Source organism: Peribacillus sp. S4, assembly GCF_046715815.1.
Classification (GTDB): Bacteria; Bacillota; Bacilli; order Bacillales; family DSM-1321; genus Peribacillus; species Peribacillus frigoritolerans.
Window position 1 is genome coordinate 4,648,616 of record NZ_CP175708.1, and the last position, 21,612, is coordinate 4,670,227.

The following is a 21,612-nucleotide window of genomic DNA, read 5'->3' on the forward strand; positions in this document are numbered from 1 at the left end:
TTGGAATTTTAGTTGTTGTATATTAAGATAGTAAATGGTTAATATTTTCCATTATATAGGAGGAGACATATGAAAAAGAGAATTCTACATACGGTACTTTCGATTGCTGTAGGAGCAGGGATACTTTCCGTTGGTGATGTTCCTGCCCAAGCAAAGAGTCAAAATCAAGAGCTGAATGACTCATACGCAATAGCCTTTAAAGGTGGTTTACCAGAGAATTATCAAGAGGTAATTCGGAAAGCCGGTGGTAAAATAACCAAAATCCTTCCCGAGGTTGGCGGAATAGAAGCTCAATCGGACGAGCCTTCTTTTCTTAAAAACCTAAAAGCTCATTCTTCAATAGAAGCTGCTAACAGAGAAATTCCCCTAACCTTAGACAAAACAGCAGTCAGCCCTTATAACTATGGATCCAGTATCATCAGCCAGCAAAATTCTGAGAGTTATTGGGACTCCCAATGGGATATACAAAGGGTGACCAACGACGGGAAATCATATGATTTAGAAACAGGCGGATATAAAAATAAAGATGGAAGCATGACTCATAAAGCAGTGGTGGGAGTGATAGATACCGGAATTGATGAGTCTCATCCTGACTTAAAGAATAATATATTAGGCGGACGTAATCTTGTTCCTGCTGGAATGGATGAATCTGAAACAGGTGATCCCACTGATATTAAAGACCGCAATGGGCATGGCACTCACGTTGCCGGGATCATTGGCGCAAATGGTAAAGTAAAGGGTGTAGGGCCGGATTTAGGAATCAGATCCTATCGCGCATTATACTCAGAGCAAGCCCTTGGATTACCAACTTGGATTATAGATGGAATCATTGCAGCAACAAATGACAAGGTAGATGTTATTAATATGTCTCTACGTTTCTATAATAATAACAAAATGACAATTGAGGGAGAAAGTTATAAATCAATCGCTGAAACGTTACTTTGGAAGAGAGCCATTCAATATGCAGTAAAGAATGGAGTAACTGTAGTGGCCGGCAGTGGTAATGAAAGTTTAAATTTAGATGATAAGAAGGAAGTTAACGAATTTTTAAATAAATTGTATGAACCATATGGTATGAGCGTGAAAGGGCCTGCAACCGTGGTACCGGCACAGCTGCCAGGAGTCATTAATGTGTCTGCCTCCACAAAATGGTCAACTCAACAGCTTGCTTTCTACTCTAATTATGGAAACAGTGCCATTGACGTGGCAGCTCCCGGAGGGGATTTCGGGCCTGAATATGCAGAAACCAATGACCCTGCGGCGGCTGATCCAAGTAACTTAATCCTTAGTACTTGGCCTACCTATTTAGGTACTTCATATGAGTTTAATGCTGGTACTTCCATGGCCACACCTCAAGTAGCTGGAATTGCAGGGGTTATTAAGGCAGCTCATCCGGAGTATAAACCAGCCCAAGTAACGGCTCGCATTAAGCAAACCACTCTTGACTATGGAAAGAAAGGACAAGATGCTTTATTTGGTTCAGGAGAAGCAAATGCATATAGAGCATTAGAAAATATAAAGAAGTAGCTTATTTAAAAGTACAAGGAAAGAATCTTAATCAGAATCTGTAACCCAAACAACAATTGGGAAAAATATATCCATAACAAAAAAGGCTATTTGCCCGAAATATAAAAAACGGAAACACATAAAATGCGTGAGGCCATATTCTAATTAACACAACTCACCAGTTAAAATTCATCCCCTGCTTAATTGCAGGGATTTTTTGTTTTATCGCTTAATTACAATTTCTAGTCCAAGTAAAAAAACATTTTCCAATGGAATTATCCTGCCCTTTATTTTCATAAGTAATGGCAGCCGGTTAGCCTCACCTTTTTATGAGTTTGGCAATCTTGAAAATTCCAAAACCGCAAAGAATTATGAGACCCATTATAATAATTGGTATCAAAATATTAAATGACATTGAATCATCTCCCTTTAATTATGTAAGTCATTATTATATCCATATAATACCAAACCAAAAAACATCTACTTATTGAGCTAACGGTACACAAACCTTTTTTTAATTCTATAAAAAAAGGAACTGCTTTCACAGTTCCCCTTTTTTATTTTCCCAATGAACAACTAGAGCCAGTCTGCACTTTCATCAGCAAACCTCTGGAAGTCATTCATAAAAACACTTGCATGATACCCATCACAAACTGCATGATGAATTTGCAACGAAACAGGCAAGAACCATTCATCTTTTATTTGCGAATATTTCCCCCCGGTTATAATGGGTAAGAGAAAATCGCCGCCATTATTAATATTTAAATTAAATGCTGTAAAAGAACTCCAAGGGATCATGGATATCGGAATATGATTATCTGGTATTGGGGTCTTTGGAAATAAACTACCCGTACCATTGTATTCTTCTACATCTTTTTCATACTGGGAATGGAATTCAGAAAACCTACTTGCATTTGGTGACCAGATGCTAGAAAATGTGTATGTCTTCTTATCGAAAATTGTATAAGAAGGCAAAACTTCTGACCAATAACCTAAATTCCCTTCTTGGTTAAAGCTTGTTCTAAATTCTCGATGGGAATTAACTATTTTTGTAACCATGAAAATAAACGCGGGATATAACTTATAATTTTTCTTCTTTAAGTTTTCCATAAGAACAGTAATATTCATTTCATTCGTTATACTGAATGTTGTTTGTTGTTGTAAATAGTGTTCAAAGTACTCTTTTCGAACCCAATTTTCACGATTAATCATATTGAATTTCATATACAACGCCTCCTAAAGTGTTTTATTTGATTTAGGAGGCTATTTCCTCTGCTTTTTTCATGACAGTCATCCTTTTGTAAACGAATTTATACCCCTACATTATCAAATATTCCCAGACTAAAATCAACTTACAGAAATTACTTTCTTTAACGATCCTGCCCCGTTAGCCATCCATGCAGCACAAAATCGGTGCTGCACCACAGAGAATGAAAATGGGGTTCGGGGTCAATTATGTTTAATGGCTGGCGAAGAAGGTCGTTGAACTATGGTACCTTTGAGCCCATCCGTTAGTCTGACTCTGACGACCACGGTGTACCACCGACTGTCGCGCCCTTTATGGGTAGCACTCATGGGAGATTAATCCTTTTTTGGTCGTCGCGCTAGCCTCTACTTAATTGGCTATAATTGGAGGTTTTTGTTTAACGATTTACCAAACTCAATCAGATCACTCATAAGGCCCAGCCCTTTTTTAAAAAGCGTTTTTACTGGATCTGTTGTGGCTTTTTCTGGCCGCCAATTGCGGCCCTCTATGGCGCTAAAGCACCCTTTAGTTTAAGTACAATAATTAACAGACTTAAACTAATTTCTTCTTTTTTGATAAAAGAAGCTGCCGATTAGCAGCTAAATTCACTGCAACTCCCTTCAAGTTAGACACCGAAGAAGAACGAAAAAACACCTAATATAATAAGAACTATTAGTAAGTTATTAAAAGAATTATTTTTTAAATAATAATACGTATTTTCCTTATACTTGCGCATATTAAAAACAATAATATTGAAAGCGAGATGGATACGTATTGTCTAAACAAGGGATGCAAAACAAGGATCAAACGAGAAAGCAAATCGAGAAACAGGATAAAAGAAATGATGTTGAACTAGGTAATGAATTTCAAATTGGAAACACAAGTTCACAGAGCTCAAAAAAAAGTGGACGTCAAGTAAATAAAAAATAACCCCGATCTTTCGGGGTTATTTTTTCGATTTATAAACTTTTTTAAATGTTACATTTCTATTGGAGAATGACAACAATGTCATTTTTACACTCCCAAAATATAAAACCCTGTCCTAGGACAGGGTAAACTTAAAGATGAACACACTTCCTCCAACTTAAAAACATTACAATAAAACTATCTCACATAAAATTACTGCTGCACTATCTGAATAAGGTTGCCACATGTATCATCGAAGACCGCTATAGTGCTTTCTCCCATTTTTGTCGGCTCCATCGTAAACTTCACGCCGTTTTCCAATAGCCGTTTGTACTCATTATGAATATCTGCAACGCCAAACATTGTTGCTGGGATGCCTTCGGCTACTATCTTCTTTTGATATTCCTTTGCGGCAGGATGCTCATTCGGTTCGAGTAAAAGCTCGGTACCGTCATGAGCATCGGGAGAAACAAGCGTAATCCACCTGAATTTCCCCATGGGAATGTCATGCTTTTTTACAAATCCCAGCTTTTCTGAATAAAATTCCAGTGCCTTGTCTTGGTCTTGTACGAATAAACTGGTAACAATGATTTTCATAATCTTTTGCCTCCTTTAATATTTACCACGCTGGTGCTCTGCAAACAATCTGGTTCCAAGCCGAAAAACCCACACATTCTTCAGAAGCCTGTTCCGATTTTATAAAATTACTCTATCCATCCTTTCAGCAAGTCTTTAAGTGGTTCGTTGTTGAACATTAGTACTCGATATTTTCCCTTTCGTTTTGATTTTACGAGTCCTGCATCTTCCAATGCAGCTAGATGTTTAGCGATTGCCTGTCGCGAAATGGCAAGGTCGTGCTTTGTAATGAGACGTACCGTAAGTTCATACAACGTCAGCTCGTTGCGTTCAGATAGTTCGTCCAATATCAGCCGCCGAGTCGAATCGCCGAGTGCTTTGAATATAGCGTCTTTATCCCACATACATCGATTATAAGCAACTATATGGTTGCATGTCAACAAGTATAAGCAACTGTATAGTTGCTTGTCAATGGCACCTATTCCTGATGGACGAAAGCTACAAATACATATGTTGATCTATTATTTCCATCATCAGGCCCCATCATGTATAACCCCAACACACATTCATTTCCCATAATTGCAGACAATTTAAGTATTGGTTTTGGTTTTTCACCTTAATCCGCCCCGTCACGCAACGCACTCCATCAGATTCCTTACGCTCCTGCGGAAAGTGGTGCATTGCCTTATCAGTTTCCCCCTGCCTAAATTGGTACTAATGGACAGTTCTAATCATATTCTAATTAAAGAAAACAATAAGAAGGGGGGCAAAATCAATTGATAAAAGTGAAGGTTGGTTTACGGCCCATTGTAAGTAAGATAAATTTACCTACTGTTTTGAAAACGACTATACTTCCGGGTGACTCCATTGAAAGATTATTTATTGCAACCCAGGTAGGAGAGATCTTTTACATAGGAAACAGAGAGATAAGGACTTTTTTAGATATTCGCCCGCGAATCCTAAAACTAGGTGCTTCTGGTGGCGGATATGATGAACGGGGATTGCTGGGGCTGGCGTTTCATCCCGAATTTTATTATAACGGTCTGTTTTATCTTCATTATTCAGTGGCCGGAACACAAGGACCAGGTGCTCTTTCTGAATCTTTTAAGCCTGACCCGTGTGATCCCAAAACATTAAACCTAAGGTGGATGAAAAGAGAAACTAAATATGACCATATTGATACAATTGAAGAATGGATTTTACAAGCGAATGGTCAACCCCAAAAACGACGGACTTTACTTAACTTAAGACGGCCATTTTTAAATCATAATGGGGTCAATAGTTTAAACTTTTCACCTGAAACAGGAAAACTTGTATTAACAACCGGGGATGGTGGATCAGGCTATGATCCATTTAACTTAAGCCAGGACGATCTGGAAATCGCCGGTAAGATAATTGAAATGGATGTAGATAAGAATATCTCCTACAATAATCCACCCATTGTCACACGTTTTAATGAACTTCCCACAACTATTCAGGAAACGCTCATGGTAATGGCCAAAGGGGTGCGCAATATACCAGGCATTTCATTTCAAAGGTTTTATAATCAGTATATTAAATATGCGGGAAATGTCGGCCAGAATTTGGTCGAGTCGATTTTTTCATTCGTTCAGTATAAACCAATACCGGTTACTGAGCTTGTTCAAGCTCCTTTCATGAATTCTGAACCTGACAAAGAAGGGTTCATTAACTTGGGCTGGCGAGGCTGGGAAGGTGCTTTTCCTGCATCGATTATCAGAAGGTGCACGGATAATCCGGCATTGGATGAGAAAACCATTGCTTATTACAATGAAGCAGCTGCGCTTTCAGGGAGCCGTCTTCAGCCTTTGACTAGTTATTTTCATGAAGATTCCAGACCCGATAAGTTTGGAGGAACTGCACTTACAGGGGTGCAAGCCTATATGGGGGAAAGAATCCCTGCTTTGACAGGAAGCGTTGTGTTTACCGATCTTGCCCGGATAGAATCTCAACCTCAGGTAAGAGGGGCTTTAGCTTATACCACCGTAAGACCAAATGGTGAACAAAATGAATTTAGTGTGATACAGACCGATTATGATTTTGGGTCTCAATCAGCTTATTATGTTAATTTGGGAACGAACCTGGATCAAACCAGACTATATTTAGGGGTTTATGGCTCTATGAAAGTGACTGATTTTAACCAAGGTACGATTTTTGAAATCGTTGAACCCTAGCTAAAATTCTACTTAATCATGAATGAATTGAAATTAAAAACGAGTGATGGAGACCACTAAACTATAATCGTTTTTAATCTTTTATAAATCATCAAAGCAACTTCAACCCAAAACCAGCTATAAATGAAAGCTAATAAAAAACCAGTTATCAGAATTGAAAAGGAAACAGGCACGGCTGGACCTAAAACCGGAAAGTGAAAAATAAATAGTAGACTCATAATTCCTGACATTAAAAGAATGGCACCAGCAGCAATAACACTTAATCTCTTCCTCAAAAAAGAAAAAGATGCCCCTATGCCAAGTCCCAACAATCCTGTTGTAAAAGGAAATACAATGAGTTCAGTTGGCTGTAGGATGAATAACAACATAATTGTCAAAAGGTAGGTCACCACTCCAAATGGAATGGAAAACATGGAACCTAACAGAATGGGTGCAGTGGCTAGGGGACTTATAAAGTATCCGATACCTGGTAAAAAGCCACCAGCAGCCTGAAGTATGGCAGCAATGCAAGCAAAAATGGACACTAAAATGAGCTTCATCGTTTTTTTATGTTTATTGAATATGATTTGAGATAAACGAACCTCATCAGAAATAGGTTTAAAAAAATACACATTTCCACCTCATTCTAAATGGTTTATACGTTACCCTACATTATATTTGCCATTCATTAGAGGTGGAACCATTATTAATGAACCACCACCCCTATCCTTAAATGAAAAAGGATTTTCCTTTGCCTAATAAAAAAACAAGGCCATATTGGCCCTGCCTTTTATTCGACGATCACTTTCCCAACCATTCCTTCCTGGAAATGGTACCGGCATATCAGTTCATATGTACCCGGCTGTTTCGGTTGCACGGTAATGGTTTTTTCTTTACCTGCCTGAACCTCTGCGTCTATTCCGAGCTTTTCCACTGTGAAGGTGTGCTCTTTCTTACCTTTGTTTTTCAAAATCAATGTTGTGGCTGTTCCATTCGGAATAGTGATGGCTTCCGGATTAAAGAAATCATCGTTCAACTCGACCACAATCGATTTCACCGCAGGCTGAGCTACAACACGGGATTCGGCAGATACGCCGAATGATCCTAGAGTTGTCACAACTACAACCGTTGCAAGCATAACGACCAATCCTGTTACCCACTTTTTCACTGACATTCGCAATCCCTCCTTCCCTTACCCTATCTTTTTCTAATTCATAAAATATTATTACTATTAATTTGGTTACAGTGCGCGTTCAAATAGGTGAAAAGAAAAAGATCGCCACTAATGACGATCTTCTGGAGTCCAATCTTATGATTTTGCAATGGTCATCATAGCCCTTTTTGACATTTTACCATTATAAATTTAAATAGAAGGAAGATACACTCTCCATTCTTTCCAAGCTTTAAGATAGCCACTTAAGTCATGCGGGTGAACTCTAATACAAACGCCTATAAGTGTGTTATATATGCTTAAATTTTTGTGGTTTCACTTTTTCATGGCCCATTAAACTTTGAACCCCTCCTAGAGGCGCCCATGAACCTATTATGCTATGCTATTTATAGACTTACAAAGGGGGAATTATGACATGTCATTTTTTGATAAAATGAAAGCAAGCATCGGAATCGGTGCGGCGAAAGTGGACACAAAATTAGAAAAAGATTCATACAAACAAGGAGAAACGGTAAAAGGGAACGTGTTTGTCCTTGGCGGAAACACCCAACAGGAAATCAATGGGCTGTACATCCATGTGATGACACAGGTTTTGAGGGAACAGGATGACCGTAAGTATTTAGATGATGTTACCCTTTACAAAATAAAGGTTTCGGATGCATTCGTCATTGAAAAAGGCGAAGAAAAGGTGATTCCGTTTTCCTTGCAACTTCCGTACGAAACGCCAATCACGATAGGGGACGTGTCTGTGTGGATGAAGACGGAAATGGATGTGACGTTCGCATTGGACCCTAAAGATAACGATTATATAAACGTATTTGGAAATGAAACAGTCAGTAGCTTCCTAAAAGCAATCGAATCATTAGGGTTTTACTTGAACAAAGTGAAAAATGTACCCTTCAAACGTAGCAAAACGGGTGTCTTTCAGGAATTCGAATACAAGCCAAAGGGCGGTCCATTCCAAAGAAGCCTTGATGAGGTTGAAATCGGATTCGTCGCGGACGCTCAATCCGTAGATTTATTCATCGAAGTGGATAGAAAAGCAAGAGGACTTTCTGGGTTTTTGGAAAGTGCAGCAGGAATGGATGAATCCAAGATCCGAGTGCAATACAAACATTTCCAAAAAGAAAGTGTAGAAACAGCCAAGCAAGAACTGATGGATATACTATCCCGTTATTCTCGATAAATGGATTTGCTTATCTGCCTTATATAAACCCCATACATCAGTTAAGATCATACCTGTTACTCTCCAATCTATACCATATTAATAGACAATATAGTCAAAAGAATAACTATTATACTAGATTATTAGATTTTTCATTAAACAATAACACCTATTAGTTCATTAAAGGCTGTCGAGGGTTTCTCAACAGCCTGAGCCAATCACTGTATTAATGATCAGCTTTTTTCTTACCAGAATCTCCAAATAACCAAAGTAAAAGTGAAAGAAATGCTACGAAATAGAATGCGTATGCTACATTCCCTAACCAATTTATCGTTTGTCCCCTGAAGTATTGCAGACCAGAGCTTGCAAGATACTTGAGTATGATACCCACTATACAAATAATGAAGAATCTTTTCTTTGATATTGCCATAAATTCAAACCACTCCTATTCTTTGGCTGGCAATCCAACTAAACAATCCCCTATTTTTTTATGATTATAACAATAAATGAACTTTTTCCTTGTTAAACTAATCTGCCCCGATAGTGCCATAAGAAAAAGCTGCCTTAAAGACAGCTCCGATCTTCAGCTAACGCACCCGTTAGTTCATTAAGAAACCCTGTATTGAAACAAAGAAAAGAAATAATGAGACAACTACGCACCCCCAAAATCCTCCTTTTCTATCTTTTTGAAGTTCGACTAGTCCTGTTACCAACATAAATGCCCCCACGATCAACATTAAATACGGCATTACAAAGGTTTCAGTTATTAGCTGATAGGCTGATAAACCAAGAACAATTATTGCTAAGATAATTCTAACTATTTTCAAGAATATATTTCCCCCTAAAAATCAAGTTCGGTACAATTTTTTATTAAATCATACCATTTAACACCTTTTCATTTGTGTGGAAAATGGAATTCCTACTTCAACTAACATGCCCCGATAGTTCCATAATAAAAAGCCGCCTTAAAGACAGCTCCGATCTTTAGCTAACGCACCCTATAGTTTAAGTAGAAACCTTCACAATCTCTTCTAAACTTCAACAGAATCCAATCCCTAAAATGTGTTGTTCCAGAATCTGCTGCAATACAAAAAGACGCCTTCTTATTAAAGAAAAGCACCCGATTGTTGAAGTTTAAAAGTCAGCTGATACACTTGAGAATATCGAACAAAATGAACTGGACAGTTTAAACTAGATAAAAGATAAAGACGATACCTTTATTTCAATATCGTCCTACCTTTATCCAATTAATTTATTATCTTGTCGTCTTTATCAAATATTGTAATGTGGTAAGGATCGTTTTTAACTCTTGATTTCATCTGTTCGGATTGTAGAAAATCGTCAATAATTTTTTCAAGTTGTTGTGCAAAAGCTTTCGCATTTTCGTCTGAACGGGATAAAGTGATAAACATTTGGATTTCTGGTTCTGGATGAACGGAATACCCTACCATTCTAACGTTGTAATCCTTTTTCCCTAATAAATCTTCACTCACAGTGTCAAGGATATCCGACCATCTTCCTTCTTGCTCTCTTTTCTTCATGTTTACTTTTTTAAATTTTACGGTGTATTGATCATTTGTTTTAAGCTGAATTATATTCTGAACATATTGTTCTATCTCATCTGTTCTTTTTTCGGTATCAGGTATTTCAACTTCTACTATTTTTTGAGCAAGTATTCCTATTCCTAACAACTTATATTTTTCACTGGCTTTGTCAAGTGAGAGTAGAATTTCTAACTGTTTCTTATCTTCCTCGCTATGAGGAACATCAACACGTTCCGTATATCTACTTACTTTAACTGTATAGGCATCATAACCCTTAGATTTTAGTATATCTTTTGTAATATCATCTACATCACTTTTAACGTCATTAAAATACTTTTCTGAACCCTGAATTGCAATTTCGATTTCCTTTTTCGGAAATGAGACTCCTACTCCAGTCTTTTTGTAACCTTTTGCTCTTAGTTCCTCGGATATGAGTAGAACTATATTATTCTTATTTTCAAAAATTTGTCCTAAGTAAGGAATTTTGGATGCGACTTTTGCCATTGCTGGTGAAACAAATGCAGAACTTATAAATAAACCAAATAATATAATCAGCGCGATACTAGAGTATGCTAACTTCCGAATCAGACTTACTTTTCTGATACGAGTTGGTAGGATAGGATTCTTATTTCTCTCTTGGGACTCCAACTTTTCAATATCAGAAATGATTCGTTTTTTCAGTTCTTGTTTTTGTTTGGTTTTCCACAGTAGATCGGCATTTAACTTCTTTAAGGAGATATCTAAATCAGTATCTTCATATTGTTTTTTCATCCAAATACCCCTCCTTTATTAGTTGTTTTTTTAAGGCTGGAATAGCTCTAAAAAGAGTTGATTTAACTTTACTCTCAGTCCAACTCAATATCTTTGCTGTATCCTCAATCGAAAAACCTTTGATTTTTCTTAAAACGATCACCTTTCGATATGTATCTTTGATTTCCCCTAACGCTTTATATAGTTCAGATGATTCCTCTTTTATTCGAATCATTTCTTCAGGTAATGAGGTATTGTCCTTTTGAAAAAGAAATACTTCTTTAAAGAACCTGCTGGGTTTACGTTTTCTTAAAAAATCAACCGTTAAGTTGTGAGCGATACTGAATAGCCATGTTCTTTCACTGGAATGCTGTTTAAATGAATTATGATATAAGTACGCTTTTACAAAGGTATCGTGGGTCAAATCCTCTGCTTGTTGATAATCCTTAACCATCAATAAAATAAAGCTTAAAATGGATTTACTATGTTGGTCGTACCAATCTGCAATTTCTAATTTTCTGTTCTCCGACAAGTCTCCACCCCTCCTTTTCTTAAATTTTCAATACTTAGACGTACTAACTAAATAAAAGTTGTGTTTTTGCGTAAAAAAAATCTCTAAAAGTTTAGATTAGAGATCTTTTTGTTTTTATAGAACTGATGGTTATCAGTTGTCTTAGAAATAAGGTAAAAATCATGCTCTAAGCTCATGATGATCAAGGAACTATCCTGCCCCTATGGTTCCATAAGAAAAAGCTGCCTTTAAAGACAGCCCCGATCTTCAGCAAACGCCCCTGTTAGTTCTATCAGAAATACGGTATGTAAAAAATGAAAATAAATAAAGAGATAACAATATTCATATATCCCTAAAATCCTTTTCTGTCTTTTTGAAGTTCGATAAATCCTGACACTAAAATAAATGCCCCAAGGATAAACATATAATAGGGCATTAACTCAAAGGTTTGAGTTATTAGACTATAACCTGATAGAACAATAACCACTATCGCTAAAATAGTTCTAACCACTTTCAAAAATATATTTCCCCCTAAAAATTAAATTCTTTTCCAATCATACCATTTAACACCTTGTCGTTTGTATAAAAAATGGAAATTAATTCTTTCATTATCCTGCTCCGTTAGTTCCGTAAGAAAAAGCTGCCTAAAAGACAGCTCCGATCTCCAGCAAACGCACCCGTTACCTGCAGAATAACATTGTATAAAACTACCTCATTGCACTTCCCAACATAACCATGCCAATAAATCCATATACAACGGTAACTCCCAAACCATACAAAATTAAGTTATCTTTTTTAAATAGTCTGATCAGTTCAAAGAAAGAAATGGCAATCCGTAAAACCAACAATAGTCCAAATATACATAAAAATGACATCCCGAAAGCCATTGGAATCTCTGTCACTAACCTCATACCATCTGACTCATCATTTGAGATTACTCCAATTCCCATCCCAATATAAATCCACAAAAATGACCTCAATATCAATGTAAAGAACAAAATGTAGTAACGATGAACATTAGGTGCTAAAGAAGAATCCACAGACGTTATCCATTTTATAAAATACTTGATACATAACCTACACGAAATAATAGGATGTAACCACGCAAATATAAAATCTGTTTCATCGTCCTTAACATAAGAATTCTTTCCAAATGTCATATTAATTGTATTTGATTCGTTTTTCTTGTTTTTTTTCCTTTTCATCTTCAACAACCAATCTAATAGTCATAGTATAAATCGAAATTATAACATAAACGAGGTTAAAACTTTTTCTGTGTTAAAGAGTCATTTAGGTATAAAACAACATTGCATCAACTGCGTTCACCTTCCTCAGGAATACGAAATACTTAGCTCCCAATTTTTACATTTCATTGTTGTGGAGTTTATATAGAAAAGGTGCTGCAACAACCCCATAATGAAATATATTTTCCATTCCTTACTTTATTGAATTGATTTAGTGCAAAATCCAATTTCGTTAAATTTTTTATAGTCCTCAACAAACGGGGCGCTTTAATTAAATAAAACGAGAGCACACTTGCATAATATGACTCTTCATTTATAAGCTCTTATAGGCCACCATCTAAACCGTCAATTTTCACCCCTCTACTCCAATCACGATCGATTTTTAATTCATTATTTGTAGTGGATATGGTTAATTCTCCTTCTTTTTCATAAATTTTAGATGAATTCTCGTCGTAAACTTTTAATGTTGTTGTATATAAGTAATCTATTGTGCCATCAGCATTTTTTCTTTGTTCTTCAAGTTTCACATCTTGTACTTCTATACTTTTATTAATTTGTTTGGATACCAATTCTGGTATTTGAAATTTCCGGTTAGCGATTTCAGCATTATATTGTTCTTCTGTTAAATATAATTTAATCTTTTCTGCGATTTCATCAAAAGTTGGGGGATTGGATGGATCTTTAATAGTATATAGTTCTTTACTATAGTTATTAAATAGTATTTCTGCCTCTTCTACTTTGACCATATTTTCCTCTTTTAGGGGCTTTTCTTCACTGTTTTCTTTGATCACATCTTTGTTACAAGCAACTGCACCAATAAACAATACAAACAAAAACAATAAACTAAGAATTTTCTTTATGATAGCCACCTCATTTCCTTCAAATGAACCTACACTCTACATATTCTATACATATTATGAATTAACCTTGTTAAACTAACCTGCCCCGTTAGTTCCATAAAGAAAAAGCTGCCTAAAAGACAGCTCTGATCTTAAGCTAACGCACCTGTTAGTTGAAGAAGGGTGGTTTTTACTTTAACTTAAATATCCTATTTTTCTAATTTGGCACATTAATAAGACCAAATTTGGCAACCTTCTTCTTGGACTTCGTAACCGTAAGTTCAATATAAGAACAGTTGGGATTCTAATAAATCAGGCTAATCCGATTTGCTCCTTTTTCATATTATTGGGAGGTTTGATTTCTTAAACTTTATTTAACGAGTTATTATTGAGAAAGATACTACCAAACCAGTCTACACCTTGGTTCGGTATAGAGCAGGTCATTCTATTTTCCCCATCTAGCGGAGTCGCGTGATAACAAGGTGTGCTGAAACAGCCCTTGTTCCACCAGCAAGAGGAGTGATGGTGAGTGCCGGGGAATTTCCAGCAGGATTTCGTACAGTCAGTATTGAATTGATGACTGACGTTTGCACAAGAGCCATTCCTACTATCTGAGAAGAACCGGTTGCTCGCCCGACCACCGTATAGGGTAGGTCAATGCCATTGAGAGTTAAAATCAGTTGGCCCGGTTCGCTCACACTCACCTGAAAAAAGACCTGATAAATGCCAATAGCAGACAAAGTAAATGAATCGACAGTAGCCCGGACAATACCACCCGAACTAGTAGGTCCATTTTGCGGAAAATCTACATCTTGACCGCCTCCAACTGTTGTTGCATTATCACCAGGCATCAACGCATAAAAATCCGCAAAATCTAATACTGATCCAGCTGGTCCTGTAGCTCCTTGTGGCCCAGCTGGTCCTGTAGCTCCTTGTGGACCTGTAGCTCCTGCTGGTCCTGGAGGTCCTGGAATTCCTTGTGGCCCTGTTAACCCCGGAACCCCTTGTGGTCCTGTTGGCCCTGTTGGTCCTTCAGGTCCTGGAATTCCTTGTGGCCCCTGTGGTCCCCCTGATCCCCCTGCTGGCCCTGGAATTCCTTGAATTCCTTGTGGCCCTGTTGGTCCTGTTGCACCTGTTGGCCCTGCTATTCCAGCTGGCCCCTGTGCTCCTGTGGATCCTGGAATTCCTGGCGGCCCTGTTGGTCCTGTTGCACCTGTAGGTCCTGCTGGTCCCGCTGGTCCTGCTGGTCCTCCAGCTGGTCCTGCTGGTCCCGCTGGTCCTGCTGGTCCCGCTGGTCCTGCCGGTCCCGCTTGTCCCGCTGGTCCCGCTGGTCCCGGAGGACAATCACAATCAAAAGGAAAAAAATCGCATTGCTCCGGTGGTAATCGTTTATCAAAGCAGCTTAATGAGTTCTTTATTCTTTGCGGTTCCAAGTTGATATGTGGTTTCGAGTATATTTGTTGTTTCCTAAGCTTAGATGAATTGTGGTTGTTTCTTTGTTGTGGGTTATCCATATTACAAACTCCTTTCTTATTAAATTATTCGTTACTAGTGAATTTAATCTTTTTCCACTTCAGTAGAACTTAAACCCCAATAGCAGCTTTTATTGTGCGTTTAAGTGCAAAATTTTACTTAATGGGTTATAAGAACCATCGGTATTAGCTTCTATTTTCCAAGATGGATGGTTAACAACATATCCCATACTCTAGGCAAAGCTTCAAAAATTTCTTTCTATTTATAACTCCTCCTCAAATTGTTTCAAAAATAGTGTATGTGTCTCTGTTCAAAAGGGAATGGTTATTTACCCATTTTTAGAAGTATTCCTGGTTGTATTTACTACATTTCATAACCTTTGATTGTACTAGCTCTACACAAGATAATTAGCAAAAGGAACCGTAAATGTCTTCTTATGCAACTAACCTGCCCCGTTAGTTCCTCAAGAAAAAGCTGCCTTAAAGAAAGCTCCGATCTTCAGCTAAAGCACCCTTTAGTTTAAGTGTAATCCTTCACAATCCTGTTGTTGGAAAAAACGATCTCCATCTGGAGGGGTCGCAAGATATTTAATAATAATCAATAACCTTTTGTGCACAGATTGCAAAAGAACCTGTTTGAGGACGGAACAGGCAGCCGTAGCCTACCGGTATGGATTTTTTATTTTCTTTCAAGTTTTTTTGTTGTACTTTCTGTCTTTCTCATCACCCATTACAAACAAAGTCGTGCATAATAATTCTGTTTGGCTTGCCCGTACTGCCACTCAAACGTAGTCTCCTCTATCCTCGTCGTAGTTTTTTATATACTCGGTGAAGTCTTTCCTTGGATGTTTAGCTACATAATCCGGCTCCTGAAAAATAAACATATACTGAATGATATTTGTGACCACATTAGAAAGGAGAAATAGCTTTGACAAAATATCGGATCATGTCCTTTGATGGAGGCGGCACTTTAGGTGCTTTAAGTTTACAACTTTTGAACAGACTGGCTCGGCAAAACCCAAAATTAATTAGTCGAACCAATGTTTTTTCGGGAAATTCAATCGGTTCATTCACTGCCCTTGCGTTAGCAAGTGAAAGATCGCCGAAGGAGACACTCCAGTTTTTTAAGGATAAAATCCTGCCGGCTTTCAGCGTTTCTCGACCAGGTGGACCTGTTTTCAACCAACAATTGCCATATTCTGGTTTCATTAAAGCGGTACAAACATTTTTCCCATCAGATCTTCTCCTCAAAGACTTAAAAAGACGAATTGTTGTACCTGCATTTCATTTATTCTCACCGGAGCTGAATCGTTGGACTCCTGTGTTATTCCACAACTTTCCTGGCTCTCCCTATTTAAATGAGAAAGCGAGTGATGTAATACTACGGAGCAGTGGTGCTCCCGCGACGCAACGAGCCTATCAAAACTACGTGGATGGGTATACAGTAGCAACCAACCCCAGTACAGCCAGTATCGCATTTGCGGTGGGGAAGGCCAAACAGCCGTTGGATCAAATTGCGGTATTATCCATTGGAACAGGTGAAGAGCCGACTCGATTAAGAAGAGATACGAAGGGATGGGGGATGGTAAGTGCAGATAACATACGTCCCGAAAATATGAAGAACCTTCCCCCAAATTGGGGAGTTCTTTTGGACCGATCTCCCAATGAACCCTTACTGCCATTTCTTCAGATTGTCGCTAGTGGATCCGGTTACTATGAATCCATGGTCAGTTCTCAGCTTCTAGGAGATCGTTTTTTTCGGTTAAATCCACGGATCCCTAATTTCTCCAAAACGGACCCTTCTGTGGTTCCAGCTCTCATTTCAATTGCTAACAAAACAAATTTAAATCCTGCAGTTCAATTTATAGAGAAAAACTGGAATTAATAAAGTTATCCCATAAATCTGATTGAATTTTGGTTTTTATTTCAAGCATTCGGATTTTTTACAATAAAAACAGCCAGAACCTGGCTGTTTTTATTTATTCAGTTCTTCTTCAACTAAACTCTCTACTAATGTAAGGAAAATATGCCAATGTACATTTCTTTAATCGAACAACCTGCCCCGTTAGTGCCATACGAAAAAGGCTGCCTCAGCAACCTTCCTTATTGAAGTAAAGCACCCGTTAGTATCTTCACAATTTTAATTTACATAAATATCATCCATTTTCCTTTAAATTAGAAGTTTTTTGTGTAAATGGGTTTAGTAATTATAATAATAGGGTATATATGATTTGGCATATTTTAAAAAAGGAGATTAAATTATGGATTTGTCACTTGATATATATAAATTAATGAAATTCATCGAAGAAAATAACGAGGATTTTGAAGATTCATTATTAAACGAAGCATCTAATGTGAAAGACAAAATTGAAGAAATATTAATGGTCGGTAATATTGACCTGATAAATAATGCCCGTAAGCTGGTTCGATACATTATTGAGGGTGAAGAACAAGAGCTTCAATCATTTGCTAAACAAGAAGGTATAGCTTGGGCGACACACGAAATACCATTAACTTTCAAATTAGAGTGGGTGCAAGCCATTCGAAGAACTTTATGGAAGTTCCTACAAGGATATAACGAGGTAACGAATCACGTTATAAATGAAGATTTTTTTTCGGTAGAAAAACAAATAAATAATCAAGTAGACAGGTTTTTAAATGTTTTTTTTATCACATATTCTCAATACAAAGATTCATTGATAATGGCTCAAAGAGAATTGGTCGAAAATCTTTCTGTGCCAATAATCCCAATAACACCCACTATATGTATTTTGCCTTTAATTGGTGCGGTTGATCTTTACCGAACGAATATTCTAGAGGAAAAAGTTTTAATAGAGATTGGAAAATTACGTATTCAAACATTGATAATGGACTTATCTGGAATTATGGAAATGGAGACTGAGGTAATTGATCATTTAATGAGGATTATTGACGGCACTTCATTAATGGGATGTACCACTGTGATTACCGGGTTAAGAGCTGAAGTGGCTAGCAATATGATACGCTTAGGAATGAGATTAAATGAAAAAGCACAAACATTAGGAACTTTACAACAAGCGTTGAATAAATACTTAATATGTTAAATACGGAGAATCTTAGAGGAGGGTCGCTTTGCCGACTCTTTTTCCTTATTCAATATATTTTGACCAACTGTCTAAATATTTTTCCTGCCTAGCAGTTACATCTTTGTATAAAAAATATAGTTAGGCATTTAATTCAACACCAATCAATTCGTTTTCTTCTTCAACTAACCTGTCCTATAGTTCCATAAGAAACTCCTATGGCGGCGCTCCTCGCCGCCACCATCTACTACGAAAATCTAAACTCAAAATAGAGTCTAACCCATTAACCCCTTGACAATAATGGAAAATAACAATACAACCAGGCTGAACTTTTTTTGGTGGATCTTAAGGAAGATACCCTGTATAAGAAACTGGTTGTGACAGTATGGAAGAACCATTTAGTGTACTGCTAGTACGTATACAAAAATTTTTGTAACAAATCTCCTGTCATATGTATTGTTAATCTTTTTTGAGGTGATTTCTCCTATGGAAGCAATGATTGAACGGTGTGCTGGCCTAGATGTACACCAAGAAACAGTAGTAGCCTGTGTATTATTTGGTCCATTAAATAAAAAGCCAAAGACCTCTATTGAAACTTTTTCCACTACAACAACAGGACTCTTGGCTTTAAGTGATTGGCTCGCTACCCTTCAGGTATCCGATGTTGTGATGGAAAGTACCGGAGTCTACTGGAAACCAATATGGAATATACTCGAAGGTTCTTTTCACCTTGTTCTTGCCAATGCCAGACATGTCAAAAATGTTCCAGGGCGTAAAACTGATGTGAAAGATGCCGAATGGCTTGCCAAGCTTCTAAGATGCGGACTTATTGAAAACAATTTTGTCCCACCAGAGGATATTCGTGATTTACGAGATCTTACTCGTTATCGAAAAAAATTGATTCATCATCGCACATCAGAGCAGAATCGCATTCACAAAATCCTTCAAGATGCTAATATCAAGCTAACATCCGTTCTATCAGACATTTTTGGTTTATCGGGACGTCGTATCCTTGAAGCGATTCTAAATGGTGAAAAAATAGAGACCGATGGTCTTCGAAAAATGGTGGATTGGCGAACAAAAGCAAGTATAACTGACATTGCCAGTGCAATTAATGGTCGTATTCGCCGTCATCATCGTGATATGTTGCGTTACCATTGGGATCATATGGGTTATTTAGAACAAACCATAGAAGAATTGGAAAAACAAATCGATCAACTCCTGTCCCCCTATCGTAAGGAAGTAGAATTATTGGATGGTATACCTGGTGTGAACAAAGCTGCCGCAGCCACTTTTATTGCGGAGATGGGTGTTGATATGTCCGTATTTAAGTCAGCTAAACATCTTGCCTCTTGGGCTGGTGTGAGTCCTGGAAATTACGAAAGTGCTGGTAAAAAAAAACGAGTAAAACCACACAAGGAAATAAAGCTTTAAAAACAATGGCCGTAGAATGTGTATTAGCAACATCAAGGCAAAATAATCGAATTGCTTCACATCGAAAAAGGATTACTAAACGACAGGGGAAAATGAAGGGACGAATCGCATCTGCCCATTTACTATTAACAATTACTTACAACATCTTAAAAACAGGAGAACCTTATCATGAACTAGGCTCAAATTACCTTGAAGAAAAACAAAATAACAAAGAATTAAAAATGATCGAATACCTAAAAAAGAAAGGCTATACAATCGCTCCATCTGAACAACAAACTGCATAACCAGTTAAATAACGACATAGTACATTTACCCCCATCAAAAAAATGAGAATATGGAGGGTTTATTTTAGCATGGCTTTTTTACTATTGTGTTTTCATACAAAAAAGCTGCCTTAAAGACAGCTCCGATCTTCAGCTAAACCACCCATTAGTTTAAGTACAGTTCTTCATATACTAACTTGTGAATAAGAAAAAGAGGTGTCCCTGCTGCCTTCGTAGCCTCAATTCAAGCCCCCTATAGTTTAAATGTGACTATTCACAAATATCCATGTTTATTCATGCCCTATTTACTTATAACGATCGATAATTTATAGTTTGCATATTTGTTTAACTCTAATAAAAATTGATTTAACGCTTCATTACTTGGAAACCTTCACTCCAAAAGATAACAGCTATCTCCACTGATTTTATAATTATTGATGACATATCCCTCCTTTGTTTGGATAAATGAGAGATAAGGTTGATGATGTGTACCCTCTATATAGATATTGATAAAGGCATACGTAAAGCACCCTAATTTCGCTTGATTCACTTTAATGCTATAACCCTCAATAACCCCATTGTCCTCTAATTTCTCCACTCTAGCTGCGGCTGCCGGTCCTGTTAAGTAAACTCTCTCCCCTAATTCTTTCATCGTAATCCGGCTATTGCTACATAACTCCTCTATAATTCGCTTATCTGTTTGATCCATCTGAACGTCAACTCCTTTCAAAAATAAAGTCAAACGCCTAAAACACTTTAATTTATCTGTGTATTTGAATACTGCTCATATTATACACTTAACACTGTTAAGGAACACATGAAAAGAAAGGGAGTTGTAAAGATGAAGATTACACAAATTCGAAATGCAACGATAGTTGTAGAATATGCAAATAAAAAGTTTTTAATTGATCCTATGTTAGCAGAGAAAGGTGCGTACCCGTCTTTCCCTGGTACGATTAGGCAAGATCAAAACAATCCTTCAGTGAGTTTACCAACCTCTGCTGACGATATTATTAGTGGGGTTGATGCAGTCATTGTGACTCATTTACATTTAGACCATTTTGACGAAGCAGCGCAAAGACTATTACGAAAAGATATTAAAATGTTCGTTCAAAATGAAGAAGAAGCAAAGGAAGTCCAAAATACCGGGTTCCACAATGTAGAGGTATTAACAAAGGACACTGTCTTTGAAGGCATCCAATTAGTTAAAACAAGAGGCGAGCATGGAAGAGGAGAAGAACTATTAAAGCGTATGGGGGAAGTATGTGGCGTTGTCTTTAAACATCCAAGTGAAAAAACATTGTACGTAGCTGGTGATACAGTCTGGTATGAAGGTGTACAGGAAGAATTGGATACCCATAAACCAGATATAATTGTTGTCAATGGCGGAGATAATCAATTGATAGAATATGGTTCTCTCATTATGGGAAAAGAAGACATCTATGAAGTACACAAGGCGGCTCCTAATGCTAAGGTTATTTCTGTTCATATGGAAGCTGTTAACCATTGGACACTATCTAGAGAAGAATTAAAAAGCTTTAGTAAAGAAAAAGGATTCTCAAGTAAAATGTTAGTACCAGAAGATGGTGAATCCTACAAATTTTAATATGAACACCGACAAATAGTGTCACGTTCCTATTTAAAAATAAGAAATAAAAGAAGCTCATAATTATCGAAATTTAATTATGAGCTTCTTCTAATGACGATATGAAATGTTCCAAGGATGACATCCAAACATGAAAAGCTACAAGG

The 21,612-nt window shown here is 37.2% G+C and carries 21 protein-coding genes and 1 pseudogene; 9 read left to right on the forward strand and 13 right to left on the reverse strand.

Features of this window, described 5'->3' with window-relative positions; translation table 11 throughout:
• Positions 1 to 69 precede the first annotated feature (69 nt).
• Positions 70 to 1,527 (forward strand): S8 family serine peptidase, encoded by a 1,458-nt coding sequence (locus tag ACJ9PY_RS22155; RefSeq protein ID WP_411739023.1) that lies wholly within the window; start codon positions 70 to 72, stop codon positions 1,525 to 1,527.
• A 555-nt stretch (positions 1,528 to 2,082) separates the two neighbouring features.
• Here the strand turns inward: ACJ9PY_RS22155 and catA are convergent.
• Positions 2,083 to 2,730: a type A chloramphenicol O-acetyltransferase gene (catA, locus tag ACJ9PY_RS22160; protein ID WP_411739024.1), complete on the reverse strand. Its 648-nt coding sequence runs from the start codon at positions 2,728 to 2,730 to the stop codon at positions 2,083 to 2,085.
• A gap of 796 nt (positions 2,731 to 3,526) precedes the next feature.
• Between catA and ACJ9PY_RS22165 the strand changes: the two genes are divergently transcribed.
• A complete protein-coding gene (locus ACJ9PY_RS22165) occupies positions 3,527 to 3,682 on the forward strand; it encodes a hypothetical protein (RefSeq protein ID WP_164468797.1) in 156 nt (51 codons plus the stop codon).
• A 189-nt stretch (positions 3,683 to 3,871) separates the two neighbouring features.
• Here ACJ9PY_RS22165 and ACJ9PY_RS22170 read toward each other — a convergent pair whose 3' ends face one another.
• Both ACJ9PY_RS22170 and ACJ9PY_RS22175 read right to left on the reverse strand, forming a co-directional pair.
• Positions 3,872 to 4,255, reverse strand: coding sequence for a VOC family protein (locus ACJ9PY_RS22170; protein ID WP_411739025.1), 384 nt, complete (start codon positions 4,253 to 4,255; stop codon positions 3,872 to 3,874).
• Positions 4,256 to 4,362: 107 nt separating this feature from the next.
• A complete protein-coding gene (locus tag ACJ9PY_RS22175) occupies positions 4,363 to 4,638 on the reverse strand; it encodes an ArsR/SmtB family transcription factor (RefSeq protein WP_034304356.1) in 276 nt (91 codons plus the stop codon).
• A gap of 372 nt (positions 4,639 to 5,010) precedes the next feature.
• On the opposite strand from ACJ9PY_RS22175, the gene ACJ9PY_RS22180 reads away from it, so the two are divergent.
• Positions 5,011 to 6,426, forward strand: coding sequence for a PQQ-dependent sugar dehydrogenase (locus tag ACJ9PY_RS22180; RefSeq protein ID WP_411739026.1), 1,416 nt, complete (start codon positions 5,011 to 5,013; stop codon positions 6,424 to 6,426).
• Positions 6,427 to 6,482: 56 nt separating this feature from the next.
• Here the strand turns inward: ACJ9PY_RS22180 and ACJ9PY_RS22185 are convergent, their stop codons facing one another.
• The gene (locus ACJ9PY_RS22185; RefSeq protein ID WP_098866333.1) at positions 6,483 to 7,037 is read right to left on the reverse strand and encodes a hypothetical protein; all 555 of its coding nucleotides are present in this window, start codon (positions 7,035 to 7,037) and stop codon (positions 6,483 to 6,485) included.
• Between the two features lie 158 nt (positions 7,038 to 7,195).
• The gene (locus ACJ9PY_RS22190) at positions 7,196 to 7,579 is read right to left on the reverse strand and encodes a cupredoxin domain-containing protein (RefSeq protein ID WP_063575117.1); all 384 of its coding nucleotides are present in this window, start codon (positions 7,577 to 7,579) and stop codon (positions 7,196 to 7,198) included.
• A gap of 412 nt (positions 7,580 to 7,991) precedes the next feature.
• Between ACJ9PY_RS22190 and ACJ9PY_RS22195 the strand changes: the two genes are divergently transcribed.
• Positions 7,992 to 8,762, forward strand: a complete 771-nt coding sequence (locus ACJ9PY_RS22195; RefSeq protein WP_191929426.1) for a sporulation protein — start codon at positions 7,992 to 7,994, stop codon at positions 8,760 to 8,762.
• A gap of 578 nt (positions 8,763 to 9,340) precedes the next feature.
• Here the strand turns inward: ACJ9PY_RS22195 and ACJ9PY_RS22200 are convergent.
• The 7 genes from ACJ9PY_RS22200 to ACJ9PY_RS22230 form a co-directional block, all read right to left on the reverse strand.
• A complete protein-coding gene (locus tag ACJ9PY_RS22200) occupies positions 9,341 to 9,568 on the reverse strand; it encodes a DUF3953 domain-containing protein (protein WP_411739027.1) in 228 nt (75 codons plus the stop codon).
• A 420-nt stretch (positions 9,569 to 9,988) separates the two neighbouring features.
• A complete protein-coding gene (locus ACJ9PY_RS22205) occupies positions 9,989 to 11,056 on the reverse strand; it encodes a DUF4030 domain-containing protein (RefSeq protein ID WP_411739028.1) in 1,068 nt (355 codons plus the stop codon).
• Positions 11,040 to 11,567 (reverse strand): RNA polymerase sigma factor, encoded by a 528-nt coding sequence (locus tag ACJ9PY_RS22210; protein WP_098866338.1) that lies wholly within the window; start codon positions 11,565 to 11,567, stop codon positions 11,040 to 11,042. The genes ACJ9PY_RS22205 and ACJ9PY_RS22210 overlap by 17 nt, the downstream gene beginning before the upstream one ends.
• Positions 11,568 to 11,898: 331 nt before the next feature.
• On the reverse strand, positions 11,899 to 12,063 hold the full coding sequence (locus ACJ9PY_RS22215) for a hypothetical protein (protein ID WP_411739029.1): 165 nt from the start codon (positions 12,061 to 12,063) through the stop codon (positions 11,899 to 11,901).
• Positions 12,064 to 12,253: 190 nt separating this feature from the next.
• Complete coding sequence (locus ACJ9PY_RS22220; protein WP_411739030.1) at positions 12,254 to 12,751, reverse strand: hypothetical protein; 498 nt, start codon at positions 12,749 to 12,751, stop codon at positions 12,254 to 12,256.
• 362 nt (positions 12,752 to 13,113) lie between these two features.
• Complete coding sequence (locus ACJ9PY_RS22225) at positions 13,114 to 13,659, reverse strand: hypothetical protein (protein ID WP_411739031.1); 546 nt, start codon at positions 13,657 to 13,659, stop codon at positions 13,114 to 13,116.
• A 428-nt stretch (positions 13,660 to 14,087) separates the two neighbouring features.
• Positions 14,088 to 15,143 (reverse strand): collagen-like protein, encoded by a 1,056-nt coding sequence (locus tag ACJ9PY_RS22230; protein WP_411739032.1) that lies wholly within the window; start codon positions 15,141 to 15,143, stop codon positions 14,088 to 14,090.
• An 886-nt stretch (positions 15,144 to 16,029) separates the two neighbouring features.
• On the opposite strand from ACJ9PY_RS22230, the gene ACJ9PY_RS22235 reads away from it, so the two are divergent.
• The 4 genes from ACJ9PY_RS22235 (at position 16,030) to ACJ9PY_RS22250 (ending at position 19,881) form a co-directional block, all read left to right on the forward strand.
• Entirely contained in the window at positions 16,030 to 16,986 is a 957-nt protein-coding gene (locus ACJ9PY_RS22235) for a patatin-like phospholipase family protein (protein ID WP_411739033.1), read from the forward strand.
• Between the two features lie 376 nt (positions 16,987 to 17,362).
• A complete protein-coding gene (locus ACJ9PY_RS22240; RefSeq protein WP_034304417.1) occupies positions 17,363 to 18,184 on the forward strand; it encodes an STAS domain-containing protein in 822 nt (273 codons plus the stop codon).
• A gap of 465 nt (positions 18,185 to 18,649) precedes the next feature.
• Positions 18,650 to 19,597: an IS110 family transposase gene (locus tag ACJ9PY_RS22245; protein WP_411738497.1), complete on the forward strand. Its 948-nt coding sequence runs from the start codon at positions 18,650 to 18,652 to the stop codon at positions 19,595 to 19,597.
• 92 nt (positions 19,598 to 19,689) lie between these two features.
• The gene (locus tag ACJ9PY_RS22250; protein ID WP_101226107.1) at positions 19,690 to 19,881 is read left to right on the forward strand and encodes a hypothetical protein; all 192 of its coding nucleotides are present in this window, start codon (positions 19,690 to 19,692) and stop codon (positions 19,879 to 19,881) included.
• 280 nt (positions 19,882 to 20,161) lie between these two features.
• Here ACJ9PY_RS22250 and ACJ9PY_RS22255 read toward each other — a convergent pair.
• A pseudogene (locus tag ACJ9PY_RS22255) lies at positions 20,162 to 20,569 on the reverse strand (Lrp/AsnC family transcriptional regulator).
• Positions 20,570 to 20,701: 132 nt separating this feature from the next.
• On the opposite strand from ACJ9PY_RS22255, the gene ACJ9PY_RS22260 reads away from it, so the two are divergent.
• Positions 20,702 to 21,466, forward strand: a complete 765-nt coding sequence (locus ACJ9PY_RS22260; RefSeq protein ID WP_411739034.1) for an MBL fold metallo-hydrolase — start codon at positions 20,702 to 20,704, stop codon at positions 21,464 to 21,466.
• The last annotated feature ends 146 nt before the right edge of the window (positions 21,467 to 21,612 follow it).